The organism is Oceanobacillus timonensis, from assembly GCF_900166635.1.
Classification (GTDB): domain Bacteria; phylum Bacillota; class Bacilli; order Bacillales; family Amphibacillaceae; genus Oceanobacillus; species Oceanobacillus timonensis.
This window is the reverse complement of sequence record NZ_LT800497.1, coordinates 2305206-2327597: the sequence shown is the minus strand read 5'-3', so window position 1 is coordinate 2327597 and position 22392 is coordinate 2305206. Positions and strand designations below refer to the sequence as shown.

Genomic DNA, 22392 nt, shown 5'->3' with positions numbered 1-22392 from the left:
TCTGTCAATAACTAATGATCCAATCTATTGTCTACGGTCTAATATATTTCGTTCATTTGTCATAAATTGATTACGTGATTTTAATTTTGCCTGAATTCTTTCCTCTGCAAGCCGATCAGCTGCAATATCTGTTGGAATATCATCACGATTCGAGATAGCAAAGACTTGCTCCAGATTTTTATAAATGCGCTGTACATTTTGTAATGCGCGATCACGATTATAACCAACTAATTCATCTGCAACATTAATGACTCCCCCAGCATTAATGACATAGTCAGGGGCATATAAGATCCCTTTTTGATGCAGAATCTCGCCATGTTCACGGCTTTTTAACTGATTGTTTGCCGATCCTGCTACTACTTTTGCTTTCAGTCTTGGGATGGTATTATCATTAATGGTCGCTCCCAGTGCACAAGGGGCATAAATATCACATTCCACATCATAAATATCATCCGGATCAACAGCTTTGGCATTAAAATTATCTTGCGCACGCTTCACCGCTTCTTTATTAATATCTGTAACAATTAAATGTGCGCCCTCTTCATGCAATAATTCGCATAAGCTGTAAGCGACATTTCCGACTCCTTGAACAGCAATGGTCTTTCCTTCTAAAGATTCTGATCCAAAAGCTTCCTTTGCGGTAGCCTTCATTCCTTGAAAAATGCCAAGTGCTGTAATAGGCGATGGATTCCCCGCTGTGCCGCTATATGCAGATAATCCTGTTACATATTCCGTTTCAAGCCCAATTTGATCCATGTCTGCTTCCGTTGTTCCAACGTCTTCAGCAGTGATATATCTGCCGTTTAAACTTTGAACATAACGGCCGAAAGCACGAAACATTTCCGGGTTCTTATCCTTCTCAGGATTCCCGATAATCACGGTTTTCCCGCCGCCCAGGTCCAAGCCGGCTGCTGCATTTTTATAAGTCATCCCACGTGCCAGACGCAGTGCATCCTCGATAGCTTCTGCTTCGGAATCATATTCCCACATTCTGGTTCCGCCCAGCGCCGGCCCTAATGTCGTATCATGAATTGCTATAATAGCTTTTAGCCCTGATTGTTTATCCTGACAAAAAAGCACCTGTTCATAATCGTATTTTTCTAAGTAATTAAAGATTTCCATGTTAAACCCTCCTATAGTAACTCGAGATTCATTCTTCTTGCATGTTATTTCAAACAACAGACGCAAAAGTATCACATATAGTATGATGCATCTGTTATTATCCACGGTTGGTAAGCATGCTATCACGCAAAAATTTGCAGACTATTTTATTCAATTTGATATTTTTCAAGCTTATAATACAGATTGCGGACAGATATTTGTAATGCTTTAGCAGTTTTCGTCTTATTTTTATTACATTGCAGATACACTTCTTGTAAATATTTCTTTTCATAACGATCTAAAGCTTCCTGTAATTTTAATGGTTTATCCGTCTGTACTATATCTTGATTTGCAGGTATTTCCTTTGTTTGCAATGTTGGCAAATGAGATGCCTCGATCTGTTCTTCCATATTGCCGATAAATATCATGGAGTGGCTGATGACATTAGCCATTTCTCTGACATTTCCGGGCCAATGATATTCCATCAGTTTTGTTAAAGCTTCATCGGATATTCTTTGAACATTTTTCCCATATTCTTCATTCAACTGATAAATAATATGCTCAATTAACATTGGAATATCCTCTTCCCGCTCTTTTAATGAGGGGATCGATATTGGTAGCTTATTGATTTGGTAGTAGAGATTTTCATCGAACTGATGATTCATGACAGCCTTCTCTGGATTAATATTTGTACCCGCAATCACCCGGACATCAACAGAAACAGGTTTTGACGCTCCCACGGGAGTGACTTTATTTTCCTTTAGCACATCAAGCAATTTTTTTTGAATAGTTAAGGGTAATTCGCCAATTTCATCAAGAAAGATACTCCCTTTATCCGCTTGTTCAAACAGTCCTTCTGTTTTAGCTAACTTTCCGGTCTCTTCTTCTACAGAGCCGAACAGCTCTTTTTCCAAAGCAGGTCCGGATAGCTTGGCGCAATTCACACGAATAAATTTATTAAATTTCCGGTCGCTTTCATGATGTATAGCCTGAGCAAATAACTCTTTCCCAGAACCTGTCTCCCCTCTCAAGAGAACCGTGGCTGGTGTTTTCGCTCCTACTTTCGCCTGTTCTAAAGCAAGTTTCATTTCCGGCGAGTTACCAATAATATCATCAAATGTATACTTCGCTTCCAGATTACGGATAATCTGCCTAGCGCGTTTTAACTCTTTTGTCACAGATTGTAATTCACTGACATCGTGAAGCACTCCGACACTGCCTTTCATTTTTCCCTGGACAATAACCGGCGCCCCATTCACAATAACGTCTTTCCTGGCTGGCCCGACCTTCATATGTACGCCGCGAACTGCACGCCTGGTCTTTAAAACCTGCATATGAACACTATCACCTTCTGAGATATCCACTGTTGCCGGTTTGCTGATGACTTCCTCTTCCGTTAACCCGGTTATCCTTGTATAGGCAGGATTAATAATCAGGCCGTTTCCGTGCTCATCGACAACACTGATAGCCTCGTCTGAAGAATTAATAATAGCTTCCAGCATGGTTTTAATTTCGTTTAAATCCGTATTTTCTTCCGCTAATTGAACCACTTCGGTAATATCTTTGAAAACAGCAAAAGCTCCGACTAAATCACCTGTTTTATTAATAATGGGAATACGGGAAGCAATCACTTTTTTACCATTATCCAAAATGGTCTTTTGATTCAATTCTTTTCTCTGGCTTCTTAAAACATGGGATAAACGGCTTGTTTTTAGTAATTCTTTAATAGGTTTCTCTTTATAATCTCTTTCTTTTTTACCGAGAATTTGTTCTGCACGCCGATTTAACAGCTGTACCTGTTCCTTCTTATTAACAACAATCATCCCGTCATTCATATGATTGAGAATAAGTTCAAGCCGACTTGCCTGCACTTTTACTTCATCTGTTAAAGCGGTTTTCTCATGAATTAATTCATAAATAATATTTGCTACAGACCCGGGAATAATGATTGTCTTTCTTGGAAATAACGCAATCATTTTTTCGAATAAGTTTTCTTCACCAGTCACATTGACAACAATATCAATAGGATGGTCAACCCAATCTTTCCAATCTGTACTGGTCTGAATATTCACTTCTTCCGCCAATTTCATAGCAGGAGCATTGGAATCTCTGTCAACAATTGCATGAATCTGCATGCTTTTCATTTCTTTAAACAGGTGGAATAATGCAGTACCACCTTTACCAGCGCCAACTATCAGAATTTGCTTCATGCTATCCATCCACCTTGAATTTATTTGCACAGTTTCATCATACGTTACCATGCATAATTTAGCAAATGAATTCTATTTCTATTTATCGACAGATTTTGATATAATGATATGCAAGTTGAAATGAAATCATTAGAAATAAAGCATTTCGAGTCAGAAGAAGCGTCTTACCTTAATGAAAGTACATATATAAAGGAGCAGAAGTTTTATGCAAAGAAACCTCGCTTTACTCATTCTATTTATTCCTGGAGTAATTGCAGCTTTTGGTATTAAATTAATGCGTGACACCCTGTTTGATACATTTTATCCTGTTTTTATGTATGGAAGCATTCAATTTATTGCCGGTTTAATTCTTTTTCTCGGCGGACTGATATTTCTTGCAGGCTTTATTGTTTATCGGGACAGGAAGAAGCGTAATCAAGAAAAAAAATCGGCAAGCTGATAAGCAGCTATCACAGTCTTACCTTCCTTGCTGTTTCCCCATTCCGGGTTAACAGAAATTGTAATAATTGATTTAATCAGGGGGAATGGAAACGTTATCTTGGCATTTTTCTTTCTTTTTTCCGTTTCCCCCTTTAATTTAACAGAAAATATGTTATATTAGTAAAAATAAAATATACCATGCGGCTAAAATCTGCAGACTAATCGCTGGTTTATTGCGAGAATTTTGAAATGGGGTATCTTGTAAATGAAAGTAGCAAAATTCGGAGGAAGTTCTGTAGCAAATGCAACACAAATTAAAAAGGTAGCGGATATTATCAAATCCGATTCCTCCCGAAAAGTGATTGTTGTATCCGCGCCGGGAAAACGATTTTCAAATGATGTGAAAATGACCGATTTATTAATCGATCTTTGTTATGCCAAACAAAATAATCAGGATTATGATTTGTTTTTACAAAAAATTATGTCCAGATTCCAGGAAATTATAGATGATTTAGATCTTGGCCACTATATTTTGGAAGATATTCAGCAAACCATTGAAAAATATCTCCAATTTGATATATCTCCAATGGCACAGCTTGATGCGTTAAAATCTGTTGGAGAAGACAGTTCTGCTAAAATTGTGAGTGCTTATTTAGAACATATCGATTTACATGCAAGCTATGTAAATCCCAAAGATGCAGGTATCTTTGTAAGTAATGAACCAGGCAATGCACAATTGCTTCCAGAAAGCTTTTCTCTTATCTATCAATTAAGAGAACGGGAAGGTGTATCTGTTGTCCCCGGTTTCTTTGGCTATTCAGCGGATGATGATTTAGTAACGTTCTCACGGGGCGGTTCGGACATCACGGGAGCTATTCTGGCTGCCGGAACCAAAGCGGATCTTTATGAAAATTTCACAGATGTGGATTCCGTTTTTACAGTAAATCCAAACTTCGTAAAAAATCCAAAAGATATTACGGTATTAACTTATAAAGAAATGCGGGAACTTTCCTATGCCGGTTTTTCTGTTTTTCACGATGAAGCACTTATCCCGGCGTTTAAAGAACAAATTCCTGTCTGTATAAAAAATACGAATAACCCGGATGCACCCGGGACGATGGTTGTTGCGGAAAAAGATGCAACAGACCAATGTGTTGTCGGTATCGCAAGTGATGTCGGTTTTTGCAGTTTATATGTAAGTAAATTCTTAATGAACCGGGAAGTAGGTTTTGGCAGAAAGCTTTTGAATATATTCGAGGATGAAGGGATTTCGTTTGAACATACACCTTCCGGAATCGATGATATGTCTGTTATTTTCAGAGATAATCAATTTACACCAGAGAAAGAAAAAGTGGTTATTGACCGGATTCGTGATGAATTAAACGTAGATACCGTAAGTGTTCATCGTGATTTGGCAGTTGTGATGGTTGTAGGCGAAGGATTAGAAAATACAATTGGCGTTGCTGCTAAAGCAACTGCATCTTTCGCTAAAGCTGGTGTCAATATTGATATGATTAACCAGGGTTCTTCAGAAGTATCCATGATGTTCGGTATTCATGCTGTTGATTTGGAAAAAGCCATTCAGTCGTTGTATAAAGAATTTTTTACAGACGAATCGAATTTAGAGTTTTCTGCTGTATCAGCGAAAGAACAGCAATAATATATGAGGAAGCATCGAATGCGGACAACCAATTCGCATTCGATGCTTTTTTTGATTGGGCGAGTAATCCGAGCCAGTTACACTGCGATAAAACATTAATAATAACACAAAACCCCTCAAGCAGCTTTTTAAACTGTTTGAGGGGTTTTGAGCTACATGCTTTTCAAAAGTGCATCAACTTCTTTTTATTGAGGAGATACCAGCTCAAGAAAACCTTTGATAATATCATGTTTTACTAGATTAATAATTGGTCAGATATTGCTCGCGTTCCCAAGGGTGCACGGTCGTACGGAACATATCCCACTCAATATCTTTCGCTTCAATAAAGTGCTCGAATAAATGCTCCCCTAGTGATTCCACCAGCACGTCATCCTGTTCCAGATAATTCATCGCTTCTTTCAAGGTAGATGGTAAATCTTTCACACCATTTTCTTCCCGCTCTTTTTTGTTCATCACATAAATATTGCGGTCGACGGATTCTGGAACATCCAATCCATTTTTTATCCCGTCTAAACCGGATGCAAGCAGGACGGATAACGCCATGTATGGATTAGCAGAAGGGTCTACACTGCGGACTTCAATACGTGTACTTAATCCGCGGGAGCTTGGGACGCGTACCAATGGGCTGCGGTTAGATGCAGACCAGGCAACATAACAAGGCGCTTCGTAACCAGGTACTAAACGTTTATAAGAATTTACTGTCGGGTTTGTCACCGCTGTAAAGTTTGTTGCATGCTTCAGGATACCGGCAGTAAATTGATAAGCTGTTTTACTTAATTCCAATTCACCTTTTGTATCGTAGAATTGATTTTCTTTGCCTTTGAATAAAGACATATTAACATGCATTCCGGAACCATTTACACCAAATAGAGGTTTTGGCATGAACGTCGCGTGTAAATTATGTTTTCTGGCGATTGTTTTTACGACCAATTTAAATGTTTGGATATCATCTGCATGTTTTAATGCATCTGAATATTTAAAATCTATCTCATGCTGTCCCGGAGCAACTTCATGGTGGGATGCTTCGATTTCAAAACCCATCTCTTCCAACTCTAACACGATATCGCGACGGCAATTTTCGCCTAAGTCTGTTGGTGCCAGATCAAAATAACCGCCGTGGTCATTTAATTCCAGTGTCGGCTCCCAGTTTTCATCCAGTTTGAACAGGAAAAACTCCGGCTCTGCACCAATATTAAATGCGTCAAATCCGGCCTCTTCCATTTTTTCCAGATTACGTTTTAAATTATAACGCGGGCATCCTGCAAACGGCGTACCATCCGAATTATAGATGTCACAGATAAACCGCGCTACTTTTCCTTTTTCGGAAGTCCAAGGAAATACAATAAATGTATCCAAATCCGGATGCAAGAGCATATCAGATTCTTCAATACGCACAAATCCTTCAATGCTGGACCCGTCAAAAGCCATTTTATTATCTAATGCTTTATCCAGCTGGCTTAATGGAATCTCAACATTTTTAACTGTTCCCAGCATGTCTGTAAATTGCAATCGAATAAATCGGACGTTTTCTTCCTCAATTTGTTGTAAAATTTCTTTTTTGGTTAACTTTTCAGCCATCAGTTCTCCTCCTAAATTCTTGACTAAATGTAAAAGAAAGTTTGACTGCATCATATTGCAGCATGCTTTCCATATCACTTTGTTCTAACGTCCTGTGAAAAAACGCGATAACTCCCCTTGTCTCATACTTGCTTTCCCGTATCTTCCAGCTTCATTTAATTCGTTTCTGAGGATATCTCTCAGTTCCTTGTCAGTCAGGTCGGCCGAACCTTTTTTCTCTGGATTTGCTGTTTTTTCTTTTGGAAATGCTTTTTCATTTTCTTCATCCAGTAAAAGCTTGATTCCAGCCATGTTTAACCCTCTGTCCAAAAGGTCTTTAATTTGAAGCAGTTTATCCACATCACGAAATGAGAATAGACGTTGATTTCCTTTTGTCCTTTCCGGCGCAATTAAATCATTTGCTTCATAATAACGAATTTGTCTTGCGGTAAGTTCGGTTAATTTCATAACTATACCTATAGAGAATAAGGGCATTGAACGACGATCCTGATCATTCAAAAAAGGACCCCCTTCCTATGATGATACATTAAGTATAATTGATGTTATCTTTATTGTCAATTATATGTTAGGTTATTTAACATATAATTAGCCCATCAATAATCCTTTCCCTGATCTCACGAAATAAAACCTTGATTTTTTAGTGTTTTCACAGCTTCAATAATTGCAATTTTCACGTGTGTATAGGTTAAACCGCCTTGTACATAAGCTGTATAGGGAGCCCGTATCGGCCCGTCAGCAGACAGTTCGATGCTTGCCCCTTGGATAAATGTGCCCGCAGCCATAATAACTTGGTCCTCATAACCAGGCATATCGCTCGGGTATGGCTTCACATAAGAATTGATTGGAGAACTTTCTTGAACAGACTGACAAAATGCAATCATTTCTTCCGCATTTTCAAAAGTGACCGTTTGAATCAGATCCGTTCTTTTCTCCATATACGATGGAGAAGTATGAAAACCGGCAAGTTCCAGGTATCTCGCCGTAAACAGTGCCCCTTTTAGAGCTTCACCTACAATATGCGGTGCCATGAAAAATCCTTGATACATTTCCTGAAGCATGCCTAAAGAAGCCCCAGTTTCCTTGCCAAGGCCGGGTGCTGTCAGACGATTTGCACATAAATGTATTAAATCACTGCGACCGGCAATATATCCGCCGGCCCGTACCAAACCTCCGCCTGGATTTTTGATGAGGGAACCGGCAATCAAGTCCGCTCCAACATGTAACGGTTCTTGTGTCTCCGTAAATTCTCCATAACAATTATCAACAAAGACAATGACAGACGAATCGATATCCTTTACAAAAGCAACCATTTCCTCGATTTCATTTATGGTAAAGGAAGGTCTTTCGTCATAGCCTTTGGAACGTTGAATCGCAACGACTTTGGTTTCTTTTGTCCAGCTTCTTTTTATTTCTGCAAAATCAACTTCGCCTGTCTCTTGTAAAGCCACCTCGCGATAACCGATTTGAAAATCAGCAAGTGAGCCTTCTTTCTTTCCGGGCTTGCCAATTACCTCATCTAATGTATCGTATGGATGTCCAGTGATATAAACAAGCTCATCTTGCGGGCGCAGTACGCCAAATAAAGCCGTTGTGATGGCATGCGTCCCCGATACAATTTGCGGGCGTACAACAGCGTCTTCTCCGCCAAATACATTTGCATACACTGCTTCCAAGCCTTCTCTGCCCAAATCATCATAGCCATAGCCTGTGGTGCCCTGCAAATGTGCATCGCTAATCCGATGGTTTCGGAATGCTTCCAGTACACGCCGTTGATTTTCTTCCACAATCCCCTGGATATATTGCTGCCCTTCCAAACAATCTTTTTCTGCTTCTATGATAAGTTTATCTGCTTGCATGTTTATTTCTCCTCCACAAAACGATGAAATGGATGGTCTTTTCTGACATAACCTTGAACATGAAATTGATTCGTTTCTTCCAGCAGCTCTTTTTTTACAATGAGCGCAGACGATTGCAACTGATATAGTAAATCTCCTTCACTTGAATCCAAAACAATGTCAAATAAATCCCATTCTTCTTTTAATACTTCCTCTATTTTCATGTATAATGCCTGTAAATCTTCTTCTTTGAATGCAGTTATTTGAATATTAGGGAATTGATTCGCTATAAAGAAATCACCTTTCAGCTGATCTTTTTTATTATAGACTGTCAATACCGGAATATGGCCTGCATCTAATTCCTGTAAAAGTTTCTGTACGGTTTCCTGCTGCTGCGCTAAATCCGGATCGGAAACATCGACGACATGCAGAAGAAAATCCGCTTCTGCCACTTCCTCCAAAGTCGATTTGAAAGCAGCAATCAACGCAGTCGGCAGATCCTGAATAAACCCAACCGTATCGGTTATTAGACTCTTCAGACCGCTGGGGAGCTGGATACGTCGTGTGAGCGGATCCAGTGTTGCAAACAGTTGATCTTCTTCCAGGGAGCTGCTTCTTGTTAACCGATTAAAAATCGTTGATTTCCCTGCATTGGTATATCCGACAATAGCTACTTGAAAGACGTCATTGGAGCGCCTGCGTTTTCGATATTGATCACGTTGCTTCACCACCAATTGCAGACGGCGTTTGATATCATAGATTCTTCTTTCAATATGCCGGCGGTCCGTTTCTAATTTGGTTTCTCCCGGACCTCTTGTCCCGATTCCTCCTCCAAGTCTGGACAGATTTGCCCCTTGTCCATGCAAACGAGGAAGCAAATACTCCAATTGAGCCAGTTCGACTTGGAGTTTCCCTTCCTTTGTTTGTGCACGCATCGCAAAAATATCCAATATTAATTGACTCCGGTCAAGCACACGGACATCCAATGCATCTGCCAGATTACGAACTTGGCCGGCAGATAATTCATTATTTGCTACCACCAAATCAATATCCGATGCATCAACCATCCGGCTCACTTCCTGAAGCTTTCCTTCACCAATATAAGTAGCCGGATGGATGCGTTCCCGGTTTTGTGTAATGACATGCTGCACCTGCCCTCCAGCTGTTTTACAAAGAGAAATAAGCTCATCTAAAGAGGACTGGAGTTGGCGCTCTGATTTCTCATTCTGGTTAACCGCAATTACTAATACATTTTCTGCTGTCATAGTTTACCTCTTTCTTAGAATATCCTTTAAAATTATTCTTATCATTTATCTTACTCATTATTTCTATTCTAGCAACAAATCCTCCTCTGTTAAAACAATTAAATCTTTGGATACTATTCGTTCGGAGGCAAGCAGCCGGACCGCTTGTAACCGGATTGCTTTTTCAATGACATTTCGCACATACCTTGCATTCGAAAAATTAAAAGATTCTTCCCGCAATTTTCTCGCTAAATGACTGCGAAGCTTCCATTCCGCCGGTTTTGATAATTGGTACTGTCTCTCGCCCAACATACGATTTCCTATATTTAATAATTCATCAACAGAATAATCATCAAAGTCTAAAATAAACGGAAAGCGGGACTCAAGGCCAGGATTCATCGAAAGAAAACGATCCATTTCACGTGGATAGCCGGCAAGGATAAGAACCATATCTTCCCGGCCGTCTTCCATATGTTTTACCAGTAGATCAATCGCTTCTTTACCAAAATCCTTTTCCCCTCCACGCGATAACGAGTAAGCTTCGTCAATAAATAAAATACCACCCATTGCTTTCTGAATAATCGCTCTTGTTTTTTGTGCTGTCTGGCCGATATATTCGCCGACTAAATCTGCACGTTCCGCTTCAATAAAATGCCCTTTTGACAGGACGTTCATATCATGATAAAGTTTTGCCAATTTCCGGGCTACGGTCGTTTTTCCCGTTCCGGGGTTTCCTTTAAATAACATATGAAGAACCTGTTTGGAGGTTTTTAACCCTTGTTCCTTTCGCTTTTCGTTGATAAGAATACTGGCATAAATCTCTTTAATGGACGTTTTTAAGTCGTTTAAACCGACAAAAGATGCAAATTCTTTATCGATTACTTCAAGCGGCGAATGTTTTTGCTTTTTCACACGAACCTCCCTGCTGGGCTGTTGTGTATTCTCGTTTAATATGATATTAATACGTCCATTTTTATACCTTTCTGCCTGTGCCAATTCTCCATCACCCCTTATTCTCTAACAATATACGCAAAGAACGGCAGAGGGGTGACAAATGCCTATGGATTCATCATGGTTTCCATCATGATTAGCTTTGTCTATGATGCAGTATATGAATCCGGGAAACGTATATATGAAAATCATTATACCTCTATATGTAATAAAGCGGAATAAAAACCCTCTTCGGACTTCTATTCCGCTTTAATTTCTTTTTTTACATATTTGCAACAGATGGCAGGGAAGTTTCCCCCATTATATATGCATCGACCTGATAGGCAACTTCTCTTCCTTCATTAATCGCCCAGACAATCAAACTCTGACCTCTGCGAGCATCCCCTGCCGCAAATACATTATCCGCTGTTGTTACAAATTTTCCATATGCTGCAAGCACGCGGTTTCGCATTGTTTTAACTCCGAAAGCATTTACAACCGGCTCTTCGCCTCCTTCAAATCCAATAGCAATCAACACAAGCTGCACAGGCCACACCTTTTCTGTTCCTGGTATTTCTTCAAAAAAGAAAACACCATCCTCATCTTGCCTTTTCTCCATTTGTACCGTATGCAACGCTTTTAATTCGCCTTGTTCATTGGTCACAAATTTCTTTGTTTGAATGGAATATTCCCGGATATCCTCGCCAAACTTTTCTTTCGCTTCTTTGTGTGCATATTCTAAGCTGAATACTTGCGGATAAGCTGGCCATTGGTTAGTATCTGCGCGTTTAATCGGCAGCTGCGGATGCTTCCCGAATTGGACAATGCTTTTGGCGCCCTGACGGATAGCCGTTGCAATACAATCTGCACCCGTGTCTCCGCCGCCGATGACAATAACATCTTTTCCTTCTGCGTTTAACTCTTCCTCTATTTCCACCTCTTCATCAAGCAGGGTTTCGGTTGAGCGTGTCAGGTAATCCATCGCAAAACGTACTCCTTTGCTGTCTCTGCCTTCCAGGGGCAAATCACGATGCTTCTGCGCGCCCGTACAAAGAATCACGGAGTCGAAGCTTGCTTTGATTTCTTCTGCTGAAATATCTTTGCCCACCTCCGTATTTAACACAAAATGAATTCCTTCCTGACGAAGCAGCTGGATACGTCGTTCAACTACGCCTTTATCCAGTTTCATATTTGGAATACCATAGGTCAGCAATCCGCCAGCCCGGTCCGCACGCTCATAAACTGTTACTTCGTGGCCCGCTTGATTTAACTGATCCGCTGCTGCTAATCCGGCTGGTCCGGAACCGATAATAGCCACCTTTTTGCCAGTACGCACAGTTGGAATCCGCGGTTCGATCCATCCTTCTTCAAACCCTTTATCAATGATTTTCTGCTCGATATTTTTAATCGTTACAGCGGGGTCATTAATTGCTACCGTGCAAGAACCTTCACATGGTGCAGGGCAAACGCTGCCGGTGAATTCAGGAAAATTATTGGTTTTCATTAACCTGTCTAACGCTTCTCTCCATCTCCCTTTATAGACAAGATCATTCCACTCCGGAATCAGGTTATAGATAGGACAGCCTGATGTAGCTCCTTCTATTTCCATCCCAATATGACAAAACGGAATACTGCAATCCATACAGCGCGCACCTTGCTCACTAGCTGCATCATCTGAGAAAGTGCCAGCGTATTCCTGCCAGTCTTTTATTCTTTCAAGCGGTTCACGCTCCACAGCATTTTTTCTTTTTATTTCCATAAATCCAGTTGCTTTACCCATTGACTCTGGCTCCTTTCGCTTCTTTGATGACTGCATTTTCATCCAGATGTACTGTCATTTTATGATTTTTCTTTGCCATAAAAGCTTCGTAACGTGCGTCCTCTATGCTTAAGCCTTTTTCTTTAAACCATTCTATCTGCTGAAGCATTAATTTATAATCTATTGGAATGACTTTCACAAAATGTTTCACTTCTTCTTTCCAATTTTTTAAAATAATCGCCGCTTTTTCACTGTTTGTATAATCTAAATGATTAATCAACAAGTCTTTTACTTCTTCCAGCTCTTCCAAGTCGGTGCATGTTTCAAATTGAATCAATCCGGTATTGGTTAAGGATTGGAAGGAAGAAATATCATCCGGCCTGATATAGGCGATGCCCCCTGACATTCCTGCGGCAAAGTTTTTACCGACATTACCAAGGATGACAACACGCCCTCCCGTCATATATTCACAGCCATGATCACCAACACCTTCTACAACCATTTTTGCGCCGCTGTTCCTGACTGCAAAACGCTCGCCGGCATAACCCTGGATATATGCTTCACCGCTTGTTGCACCATAAAAGGAGACATTCCCCGCAATCACATTATGACTGGGATCTATCGTCGAGGTTTCGGGTGTACGAACAATGACCTTTCCACCTGAAAGTCCTTTTCCGACATAGTCATTGGCATCGCCGGTTACCGTCATTGTTAGACCTGATGGGATAAAAGCACCGAAGCTTTGCCCAGCCGATCCAGTAAAGTGTAAGTTGATGGTGTCTTCGGGCAGCCCTTCTTCTCCGTATTTCATCGTCACTTCACTGCCGACAATTGTTCCCGCAGCACGGTCTGTATTATTGATTGGGAAGCATGCTTCCATTGCTGCTCCTGTTTTCAGTGATTCCTGAACAGCAGGAAGGATTTCTTGAATATCTAACGTTTGATTTAATCGCTGATCCTGCTGCCTTGTTTTTCTCTTTGTTCCGTTCGGCTGGTAAACCAGCGTCGATAAACCAAGGTGTTTCGCTTTCCAATGTGCATCCGTACGTGCCGATCTTTCCAGATACTCAGTCCGCCCTATCATCTCATCCATCGTTCGGAAACCAAGCTCTGCCATAATTTCACGAACCTCCTGCGCGATAAATCGCATATAGTTCACAACATAGTCCGGATCTCCGGCAAACTTTTTTCGAAGCTCCGGATTTTGTGTCGCTATACCGACTGGACAAGTATCCTTATGACAGACACGCATCATTACGCAGCCGACAGTAATAAGCGGAGCCGTGGCAAACCCGTATTCTTCCGCTCCAAGTAAAGCTGCAGTGACAACATCTTTTCCTGTCAACAGTTTCCCGTCTGTTTCTAAGGTAACACGGTCTCTCAGTCCGTTTAGCATCAACGTCTGATGTGCTTCCGCCAAGCCCAATTCCCATGGCAAACCAGTATGTTTAATACTCGTTTTTGGAGATGCACCCGTTCCTCCGTCATAACCAACAACAGAGATAACATCTGCATTTCCTTTAGCTACCCCGGCAGCGATTGTTCCAACACCTGATTTAGCAACAAGTTTAACACTGACCCTCGCGTGGCGATTCGCATTTTTCAAGTCATAAATCAATTGTGCCAAATCTTCAATCGAATAAATATCATGATGCGGCGGTGGGGAGATTAAATCTACCCCAGGTGTGGACCTGCGCACATCCGCAACCCATGGATAAACTTTATCAGCCGGCAGTTGACCGCCTTCTCCAGGTTTTGCACCCTGCGCTACTTTAATTTGCAGTTCTTTTGCATTGACTAAATAGTTACTGGTCACACCAAAACGGCCCGATGCTACCTGTTTGATGGCGCTGGAACGTAAATCTCCATTCGCATCAGGTGTAAAACGGGATGCATCCTCCCCGCCTTCCCCGCTGTTGCTTTTACCGCCAAGACGATTCATCGCGATCGCTAATGTCTCATGCGCTTCTTTACTGATAGACCCAAATGACATGGCACCCGTTTTAAAACGTTTTACAATGGAAGCAACTGATTCTACTTCATCCATGGAAATAGATTCTGCCTTTTTGAAGTCAAATAAATTTCTTAAAAACCCAATACGCTCTTCGTTTGATTCTTTCGAAAATTGCTTGAACAACTTATAATCTCCCCGGCGGCAGGACCATTGCAGTTTATAAATTGTTGAAGGATTAAATGCATGGTGTTCACCAGTCTTCCGCCATTGAAAATCACTTCCGGAATCAAGCAGCTGCTTGTGTGCTTCTTGATATCCTTCCTGATGGCGTTTCTCTGTTTCAAGTTGAATCACGTCCAGCCCAATCCCGTCAATTTGAGAAGCTGTTCCTGTAAAATATTTTTCAATAACTTGTTTGCTGATACCGACAGCTTCAAAAATCTGTGCCCCTCGATAGCTTTGTACAGTCGAAATACCGATTTTAGACATGACTTTGATAATCCCCTCGGTTGCAACGGCAATAAATTTCGTTTGCGCTTCTTTTGGGTTGAAAGCTAATTTATTATCTTCAAACGCCTGCTGATAGGTTTGATAAACGAGGTATGGGTAAATGGCATCCACCCCATAACCGAGCAAAGCTGCAAAATGGTGTACCTCACGCGCTTCACCTGACTGGATAACGATACTTGTTTTTGTCCGGATACCTTCACGAACTAAAAATTGATGCAAGCCGCTAACCGCAAGCAGTGCCGGTATCGCTTTTTGGTTTTGATCCATTTCTGAATCCCGCAGCACCAGTATATTTTTCCCGTTTTGAATGGCTGTTTTCGCCTGTTTAAACATCTGATCCAACGCAATTTTCATATCGTTCGTAAACAACGTTTCTATCATTTCAGCATCCAGTCCGGCCATTTCGTTGTTTTCCAACTTTCTCATTTGCACATTGGAAAGAATCGGTGAATCCAGACGGACACGCCTTTTCCTTTCCGTCTCCGGATGGAGGATATCTCCCTCACTGCCTAACCACGTCATCATGGATGTGACTAATTGTTCCCGATATGCATCAATCGGCGGATTGGTCACTTGAGCAAAGAGTTGTTTAAAATAATGAAATAAACTTTGCGGACGTTCCGATAAAACAGCTAACGGTACATCATTCCCCATTGCACCAATCGGGTCTTTCCCATCCTGCACTAACGGAATCAAATACTTTTCAATATCCTCCGTCGTATAACCAAATGCTTTCTGTTTATGGAATAATTGCGGATCCATTGGGATGCTTTCATCCACTTCCGGAGCGAGTGTCGTAGTTTGTTCGGCTATCCATTTTTGATAAGGATACTTCGTTGTCATGGCTGTTTTTATTTCTTCATCCGAAATGATTCTTCCTTTCTCAATATCCACTAACAGCATTTTCCCCGGACGCAACCGTTCTTTTAATAAAATATTATTTTCTTCCACATCGACAACGCCAACCTCGGAGGAATAGATAATATAATCATCTTTTGTCACGTAATATCTCGCCGGGCGCAATCCGTTTCTATCTAAAATCGCTCCAATTTGCTTTCCGTTTGTAAATGTAATGGATGTCGGGCCGTCCCATGGTTCCATCATCATACTGTGATATTGATAAAAAGCGCGCCTTTCCTGATTCATATGGTCATTTTTATCCCAAGGTTCAGGGATCAGCATCATAGCCGCATGAGCAGGTTCTCTTCCGGCAAGGGTTAAAAATTCCAGTGCATTATCCAGTGCTGCAGAATCGCTGCCGTCACTACGGATAATCGGCAACCATTTTTCTAAATCCTCACCAAATGCATCAGAAACAAATTGTTTTTCCCTGGCTCGCATCCAGTTCACGTTTCCTCGCAATGTGTTGATTTCACCGTTATGAATCAAATAACGGTTTGGATGCGCCCGTTCCCAGGATGGAAATGTGTTTGTACTGAATCGGGAGTGGACAAGAGAGAAAGCAGAAATAAAATCAGCTGCTTGTAAATCCAGATAAAATCCCTCCACCTGATTCGGGGTCAGTAATCCTTTATACACGATTGTATTACTGGAAAGGCTTGGTACATAAAAACGAATATCTTTTTCTTCTGCCCAATGCTCTGCCTGCTTGCGGATCATATATAGCTTTCTCTCAAAATCCAGGTTACCAGCAGCATTCGCCCGAATAAATACTTGCTTGATTTCCGGTAATGTATCCACAGCTCCTTTTCCAATACAAGCGGAGTCAACAGGAACATCTCTCCAGCCAATTAGCTGTTGTCCTTCTTGAACAACCAACTTATTGATCTTCTTTATGATTTTTGTTTGTTCTTGTTTATCTTGAGAAAGAAAGACCATACCGACCGCATATGCACCCGCAGACGGAAGATCGAAATCCGGGCAAACTCTTCGGAAATACTGATCCGGTATTTGTACCATCAAACCAGAACCATCCCCAATCATCGGATCACTTCCTTGTCCGCCACGATGTTCCAGCTTACAAAGCATATTCAATCCTTTGGCAACAATGTCATGTGTCTGTTTTCCTTTTATATGTGCATATAAGCCAATTCCACAAGCATCATGTTCAAAATCAGGGTGATATAGCCCTTGTGCTTTAGGAAAATCTTGAAAAGTCATTCTGCGTTCCTCCATTTCGTGTACATTAAAAGTGGGTAAGATACATTTTATGTTTTTTTATTTATCGAAACAATATATAATAAACATAAGAATAATCTAATATTGATATGAGGTGGAAATATGGAACTGCGTCAATTGAGGTATTTTGTTGCTGTAGCAGAAAGAGAACATGTATCGGAAGCTGCCTTGGAACTGCATGTTGCCCAATCAGCAGTCAGTCGGCAGATTTCAAATTTAGAAAGCGAATTAGGAGTGCAACTTTTTGAAAGAACTGGTCGAAATGTGCTTTTAACGCCAATCGGAAAAATATTTTTAACACATATAAAATCAGCTTTAAAAGGAATCGACTATGCAAAGAAGCAGGTGGATGAATACTTGGATCCAGAACGGGGATCGATAAAGATCGGTTTTCCGACAAGTTTAGCAAGTAACCTTTTACCAACGGTTTTATCTGCATTTAAGGAAAGCTATCCAAATGTCCGCTTTCAATTAAGACAGGGCTCCTATAATTTTTTGATTGAGGCCGTGAGAAATCGAGAAATTGACTTAGCGTTTCTCGGCCCTTTACCTGATACGCAACCGGATATCATTGGCAAGGTTCTATTTATGGAAAATTTCTATGCACTTATTCCTAGAAATCACGCTAAATCGAAAGAAGAAAAAATTTCGGTAGCTCATTTAAAAGAGGAAAATTTCGTGTTGTTTCCAGAAGGTTATGTACTTCATCAACTTGTTATCGATGCTTGTATTCAATCCGGATTCACACCAAACATCCAATCACAAGGAGAGGACTTGGATGCCATTAAAGGGCTTGTTGCTGCCGGGATGGGGATTACGTTGCTTCCTGAAAGTGCCTTTAATGATGTAAACACGACTTATAGTGCCAAAGTTGCTATCGATAATCCGCCTCTGAAGCGGACAGTTGGTATTATTATTCCTAAAAACCGTAATCTGGCACCATCCGAACGGGTATTTTATCATTTTATCCAGGATTATTTCGAAGCGTGGGAGTAAAACAGATTTCAGTAAGGAATATAAAAAACTCGTATTCACTTTTTTGCGAATACGAGTTTTTTATACTGCTTATAATTTTTGAACCATTTTTATAATCACATCTGCTGCATTTTTTGCTGCTTTTTCCAAAAAAACATCAAAGGAAACTGATGATTCTTTTCCGGCAATATCAGATAATGCGCGAATAATGACAAACGGTGTTTTATACTGATAGCACACTTGCGCAATCGCAGCTGCTTCCATTTCCAATGCAAGCATTTCCGGAAACCGCTTCTGCACTACTGCTGTTTGATCTTTTCGCTGCATAAAGGAATCACCGGTAGCAATAATTCCTGTTTCTGCCTGGATGTCTGATTCCAAAACAACCTTATCTGCCAACTCTATCAAATCCGGAGAGGCGGTATAGACAGCAGGCATTCCTGGAACTTGTCCATACACATAATCAAATGCTGTCGCATCTACATCATGGTGCAATACCTCTGTGGAAATGACGACGTCGCCTACTTCCAAATTTTCAGCAAATCCTCCCGCAGAGCCTGTATTAATAATTTTATCAGGTTTAAAACGTTCATGTAGTATCGTTGTAGACATTGCTGCATTTACTTTTCCAATACCGGATAGCAGAAGGACAACTTCTTTTCCCTCCAAGTATCCTTGATAAAAGGAAGTATTTGCAACTTCGATTTCTTGTACATCTGTCATTTTTTGTTTCAGCAATTCAATTTCTTCATCCATTGCTCCAATAATTCCGATTGTCATCGTCATCCTCCATTACTGTCCTGCATCATGTTAATTCAATTCTTCTACTTGCGTCGGCTGCCAGCCTTCACCGTCTACCCAATCCAGAAACACACGATAATTCTCTGAGTTGCTTGAATCAGAAACCGTAGCAATTACTTTGTCAGGCCCATTATTCCCAACCCAGTGCTCTACCATACCATCTTCACTTAAACCAGTGACCATGGAGACGGCTCTCTTAATTTCAACACGGTCCGAAGATCCATCGTTAAAATCTGTATTATGCTCGCCTTCTTGTTCTGTACCTACTGGATCCCAGTCACCAGTATAGGCTTCTTCTGCATCATCATCCGATGGCTCTGTTGATTCTCTATCATCATACCCATTTTCTTCTTCATTTTCATCTTCATCGGAAGCATCTTCATTCTCGTTATCATTTTCATTTTCATCTTTATCTTCGTTTTCACCCTCGTTTTCATCTTCATTATCTTCTTTTTTATTGGCGTCTTCGTTTTCAGATCCGTTATCATTTTCATCTTCATTTTTGTTCTCATCATCGGAATCTGGATCTGTTATTAGAAAACCATTATCATCTTCCCCGCCGCCTTCACCATTCGCATCTTCTGACGTATTTTCGGATGCATCCGATTCGGTTCCTTCTTCGGCTGTATCATCTCCGCCGCCAAATACCCATGTTGCAAGCAAGACAACTATCACTAACCCCCCAACAATAGATAGAATCGTAATAGCATGTGTATTCTTTCTTCTTTTTTCAAATTTGTTTGATCTTGTCTGACTCACCTATAATCCTCCTTACTGCTCTATTCCCTTTATACTATCATATCGATTTCAACAATCATTGTCTATTCTATTCTAGCATAAAAATACTGTTCGTCTCTTCTTTAAACGTGATGATTAAAAAGAAAATGAAAAAGAATATCTTTCTGTGTTCTAAATACTATTCGTTCAGGCAGTCTGATTTTTAACGTTTTTTATCAGAAATACAAAAACTTACAGTCAGCATGAACTGTAAGTTTTCTGTAAGATAATTCTTCTTCAGAGAAATTACCATCTATCTATTCACTATGGTGCGTTGCGGTAAAACATCCTGTGCAATCGCTTCCTATTTTTTATTCTACATTTGTTATTCGAACTTCAATTTCACCAGCTGGTGTTGTTACTGTAACATCTTTTCCAATTTCATGTCCTAATAAACTTTTCGCCATAGGAGAATCATTGGATATTTTCCCTTCAAATGGATCAGCTTCCGCGCTGCCTACAATGGTATACGTTTCTTCATCACCATCAGGTAATTCTACAAAAGTAATTGTTTTTCCAAGCGCAACAACGTCAGGATTGGCATTATCATTCTCAATAATTTCAGCATTACGAATCATGTTCTCCACTTGTGTAATACGCTGTTCCACAAATGCCTGCTCATCTTTTGCGGCATCATATTCGGAATTCTCGGATAGATCTCCGAAATCACGAGCTACCTTTATTCTTTCAACGACCTCTTGACGACGGTCAGTTTTTAAATAATGCAGTTCGTCCTCTAACTTAGCTTTCCCCTCTTCTGTCATATAAAAGCTTTTTTCTGCAGCCATCTCGATACACTCCTTCTGATTTCTTTTCTATCAAGGAACAAATACAGCTTCTTCAGCGTAATATTTACTCTAGAAAAAGCCCTTTATTCCATGTTTATAAAATGAAATTTCATTCAGTGGGGACGTTTATCCCCGCTGAACGAAATTTGCGATTACCCGCTTGTCAAAAAAACGTTGGATGATTATTGGCAAACAGCCTCACTTGTAATGAACTATTTCATTATTTCTATAAGCAGGCGTGTTATAGCCAGTTAAACCGGATAAATGAATAAAATTAGCTATATAGTTTATGTGGTAACTATTCAAAATATACTAATCAATACTATGGCAGATATTACCTAAATTAGCAAGAGAAATAATTATCTAATGGCATTCTTCGCTAAAATATTTTCTATTTTAGATGCCATAACATCTACGGCAACATGATTTTCTCCGCCTTCAGGAATAATTAAATCAGCATAACGTTTGGACGGTTCAATGAATTGCATGTGTGCAGGCCGAACCACTTGGATATATTGGTCAATCACCGATTCCAACGTTCTGCCACGCTCTTTAATATCTCTTAACAGGCGCCGTATAATTCTTAAATCAGCATCTGTGTCAACAAACACCTTGATATCCATTAAATCCACCAAATCGGCATCCTCTAAAATTAAAATTCCTTCCACGATAATGACTTCTTTCGGGTCAACATGAATGGTTTCATTAGAGCGGTTGTGGACCTTATAATCATAAACGGGTTTTTCAATCGGTTGATAGGCAATCAACTGTTTCAGATGCTCTACTAATAAGTTGTTATCAAATGCTAATGGATGGTCATAATTTGTTTGCAATCTTTCCTCGAAAGGAAGGTCCGATTGATCCTTGTAATAGGCATCCTGTTCTATCACTAAAATCGATGTCTCTTTAAAACGGTCATAAATGGACCTGGTTACGGAAGTTTTTCCACTGCCACTCCCCCCTGCAACACCAATTACAATGGGTTTATTTTTTGTCATGCTGTTATCTCCTTACATCTTTCATCTTTTATAGCTAATAGAAACACCATCATCCATCGGGATAATAGATGTATGATAATCGGGATGATTCATTAGCATTTCATTGTACGCTTTTAATTTCCGTACCAATGTTTTATATTTTTTAGGCGCCTCTTCAGCGGAATAGACCATTCCTCGGAATAATACATTATCCGTAATTAATATACCGCCGGAAGTGAGCATTTTATCGGCTAAATCAAAATAAGTTTGATATTGCCCTTTTGCAGCATCCATAAAAATAACATCAAACTGCTTTTTACTTTCAGCTAACTCCTGCATTACTTCCGCTGCATCACCTGCGATAACTTGAATCTGATGATCACGTTGCCAGGCTTGAATATTGCTGATTGCTTCATGATAGCGTGTATCATCTTTTTCAATGGTAATGATATCAGCATGTTCTGCTCCTTCCAGCATACGCAAGGCAGAATAACCAATAGCTGTACCTATTTCCAGAATCTTTTCCGGTTGTTTTATCTTTAAAATAAGATTAATCATATGCATACTGCTTCTGTCTATGATTGGCACATGATTAGCTTCTGCATCATTTTCCAGCATTGCAACAGATGCAGAAGACGCCGGTAATAGAGATTCCAGGTACTTTTTGATTTCTTTATTCATCTCACCAATTCCTTTTACTTAAAAAATCTCGTGGACGCAATGTGTAAAAAAGA

The 22392-nt window shown here is 40.2% G+C and carries 17 protein-coding genes; 3 read left to right on the top strand and 14 right to left on the bottom strand.

Annotated elements, in window-relative coordinates; translation table 11 throughout:
- Positions 1 to 24: 24 nt before the first annotated feature.
- Complete coding sequence (locus tag B7E05_RS11290; RefSeq protein ID WP_080874296.1) at positions 25 to 1122, bottom strand: Leu/Phe/Val dehydrogenase; 1098 nt, start codon at positions 1120 to 1122, stop codon at positions 25 to 27.
- Between the two features lie 146 nt (positions 1123 to 1268).
- Complete coding sequence (locus B7E05_RS11285) at positions 1269 to 3311, bottom strand: sigma 54-interacting transcriptional regulator (RefSeq protein WP_080874295.1); 2043 nt, start codon at positions 3309 to 3311, stop codon at positions 1269 to 1271.
- Between the two features lie 205 nt (positions 3312 to 3516).
- Between B7E05_RS11285 and B7E05_RS11280 the strand changes: the two genes are divergently transcribed.
- Entirely contained in the window at positions 3517 to 3750 is a 234-nt protein-coding gene (locus tag B7E05_RS11280) for a DUF2627 domain-containing protein (RefSeq protein WP_080874294.1), read from the top strand.
- A 246-nt stretch (positions 3751 to 3996) separates the two neighbouring features.
- Complete coding sequence (locus B7E05_RS11275) at positions 3997 to 5391, top strand: aspartate kinase (RefSeq protein ID WP_080874293.1); 1395 nt, start codon at positions 3997 to 3999, stop codon at positions 5389 to 5391.
- A 240-nt stretch (positions 5392 to 5631) separates the two neighbouring features.
- Here the strand turns inward: B7E05_RS11275 and glnA are convergent, their stop codons facing one another.
- The 7 genes from glnA to gltB form a co-directional block, all read right to left on the bottom strand.
- Positions 5632 to 6969: a type I glutamate--ammonia ligase gene (glnA, locus tag B7E05_RS11270; protein WP_080874292.1), complete on the bottom strand. Its 1338-nt coding sequence runs from the start codon at positions 6967 to 6969 to the stop codon at positions 5632 to 5634.
- Between the two features lie 84 nt (positions 6970 to 7053).
- Positions 7054 to 7467, bottom strand: coding sequence for a MerR family transcriptional regulator (locus tag B7E05_RS11265; protein WP_080874291.1), 414 nt, complete (start codon positions 7465 to 7467; stop codon positions 7054 to 7056).
- 116 nt (positions 7468 to 7583) lie between these two features.
- On the bottom strand, positions 7584 to 8825 hold the full coding sequence (locus B7E05_RS11260; RefSeq protein WP_080874290.1) for a methionine gamma-lyase family protein: 1242 nt from the start codon (positions 8823 to 8825) through the stop codon (positions 7584 to 7586).
- 2 nt (positions 8826 to 8827) lie between these two features.
- Positions 8828 to 10069 carry a GTPase HflX gene (hflX, locus tag B7E05_RS11255; RefSeq protein ID WP_080874289.1) on the bottom strand — a complete coding sequence of 414 codons (1242 nt, stop codon included), beginning with the start codon at positions 10067 to 10069 and terminating at the stop codon, positions 8828 to 8830.
- A gap of 63 nt (positions 10070 to 10132) precedes the next feature.
- Positions 10133 to 11044 carry a stage V sporulation protein K gene (gene spoVK, locus B7E05_RS11250; protein ID WP_080874288.1) on the bottom strand — a complete coding sequence of 304 codons (912 nt, stop codon included), beginning with the start codon at positions 11042 to 11044 and terminating at the stop codon, positions 10133 to 10135.
- Between the two features lie 217 nt (positions 11045 to 11261).
- Positions 11262 to 12758, bottom strand: coding sequence for a glutamate synthase small subunit (gene gltD, locus B7E05_RS11245; RefSeq protein ID WP_080874287.1), 1497 nt, complete (start codon positions 12756 to 12758; stop codon positions 11262 to 11264).
- Complete coding sequence (gltB, locus tag B7E05_RS11240) at positions 12751 to 17322, bottom strand: glutamate synthase large subunit (RefSeq protein ID WP_080874286.1); 4572 nt, start codon at positions 17320 to 17322, stop codon at positions 12751 to 12753. Before gltB ends, gltD begins: the two co-directional genes overlap by 8 nt.
- A 120-nt stretch (positions 17323 to 17442) precedes the next feature.
- On the opposite strand from gltB, the gene gltC reads away from it, so the two are divergent.
- Positions 17443 to 18336, top strand: a complete 894-nt coding sequence (gene gltC / locus B7E05_RS11235; protein WP_080874285.1) for a glutamate biosynthesis transcriptional regulator GltC — start codon at positions 17443 to 17445, stop codon at positions 18334 to 18336.
- 69 nt (positions 18337 to 18405) lie between these two features.
- Here the strand turns inward: gltC and mtnN are convergent, their stop codons facing one another.
- The 5 genes from mtnN to B7E05_RS11210 form a co-directional block, all read right to left on the bottom strand.
- Positions 18406 to 19095, bottom strand: coding sequence for a 5'-methylthioadenosine/S-adenosylhomocysteine nucleosidase (gene mtnN, locus B7E05_RS11230; RefSeq protein WP_143833223.1), 690 nt, complete (start codon positions 19093 to 19095; stop codon positions 18406 to 18408).
- A 30-nt stretch (positions 19096 to 19125) separates the two neighbouring features.
- On the bottom strand, positions 19126 to 19875 hold the full coding sequence (locus B7E05_RS11225) for a YrrS family protein (RefSeq protein ID WP_080874283.1): 750 nt from the start codon (positions 19873 to 19875) through the stop codon (positions 19126 to 19128).
- A gap of 329 nt (positions 19876 to 20204) precedes the next feature.
- Positions 20205 to 20681, bottom strand: coding sequence for a transcription elongation factor GreA (gene greA / locus B7E05_RS11220; RefSeq protein WP_080874282.1), 477 nt, complete (start codon positions 20679 to 20681; stop codon positions 20205 to 20207).
- Positions 20682 to 21040: 359 nt separating this feature from the next.
- Entirely contained in the window at positions 21041 to 21679 is a 639-nt protein-coding gene (gene udk, locus B7E05_RS11215) for a uridine kinase (protein ID WP_080874281.1), read from the bottom strand.
- A 21-nt stretch (positions 21680 to 21700) separates the two neighbouring features.
- The gene (locus B7E05_RS11210) at positions 21701 to 22348 is read right to left on the bottom strand and encodes an O-methyltransferase (RefSeq protein ID WP_080874280.1); all 648 of its coding nucleotides are present in this window, start codon (positions 22346 to 22348) and stop codon (positions 21701 to 21703) included.
- Positions 22349 to 22392: the final 44 nt, after the last annotated feature.

What these genes read in the sequence shown, in the direction of transcription:
- B7E05_RS11290 (WP_080874296.1), bottom strand. Translation starts at nt 1,122, where the DNA reads ATGGAAATCTTTAATTACTTAGAAAAATACGATTATGAACAGGTGCTT.
- B7E05_RS11285 (WP_080874295.1), bottom strand. Translation starts at nt 3,311, where the DNA reads ATGAAGCAAATTCTGATAGTTGGCGCTGGTAAAGGTGGTACTGCATTA.
- B7E05_RS11280 (WP_080874294.1), top strand. Translation starts at nt 3,517, where the DNA reads ATGCAAAGAAACCTCGCTTTACTCATTCTATTTATTCCTGGAGTAATT.
- B7E05_RS11275 (WP_080874293.1), top strand. Translation starts at nt 3,997, where the DNA reads ATGAAAGTAGCAAAATTCGGAGGAAGTTCTGTAGCAAATGCAACACAA.
- glnA (WP_080874292.1), bottom strand. Translation starts at nt 6,969, where the DNA reads ATGGCTGAAAAGTTAACCAAAAAAGAAATTTTACAACAAATTGAGGAA.
- B7E05_RS11260 (WP_080874290.1), bottom strand. Translation starts at nt 8,825, where the DNA reads ATGCAAGCAGATAAACTTATCATAGAAGCAGAAAAAGATTGTTTGGAA.
- hflX (WP_080874289.1), bottom strand. Translation starts at nt 10,069, where the DNA reads ATGACAGCAGAAAATGTATTAGTAATTGCGGTTAACCAGAATGAGAAA.
- gltD (WP_080874287.1), bottom strand. Translation starts at nt 12,758, where the DNA reads ATGGGTAAAGCAACTGGATTTATGGAAATAAAAAGAAAAAATGCTGTG.
- gltB (WP_080874286.1), bottom strand. Translation starts at nt 17,322, where the DNA reads ATGACTTTTCAAGATTTTCCTAAAGCACAAGGGCTATATCACCCTGAT.
- gltC (WP_080874285.1), top strand. Translation starts at nt 17,443, where the DNA reads ATGGAACTGCGTCAATTGAGGTATTTTGTTGCTGTAGCAGAAAGAGAA.
- mtnN (WP_143833223.1), bottom strand. Translation starts at nt 19,095, where the DNA reads ATGACAATCGGAATTATTGGAGCAATGGATGAAGAAATTGAATTGCTG.
- greA (WP_080874282.1), bottom strand. Translation starts at nt 20,681, where the DNA reads ATGGCTGCAGAAAAAAGCTTTTATATGACAGAAGAGGGGAAAGCTAAG.
- udk (WP_080874281.1), bottom strand. Translation starts at nt 21,679, where the DNA reads ATGACAAAAAATAAACCCATTGTAATTGGTGTTGCAGGGGGGAGTGGC.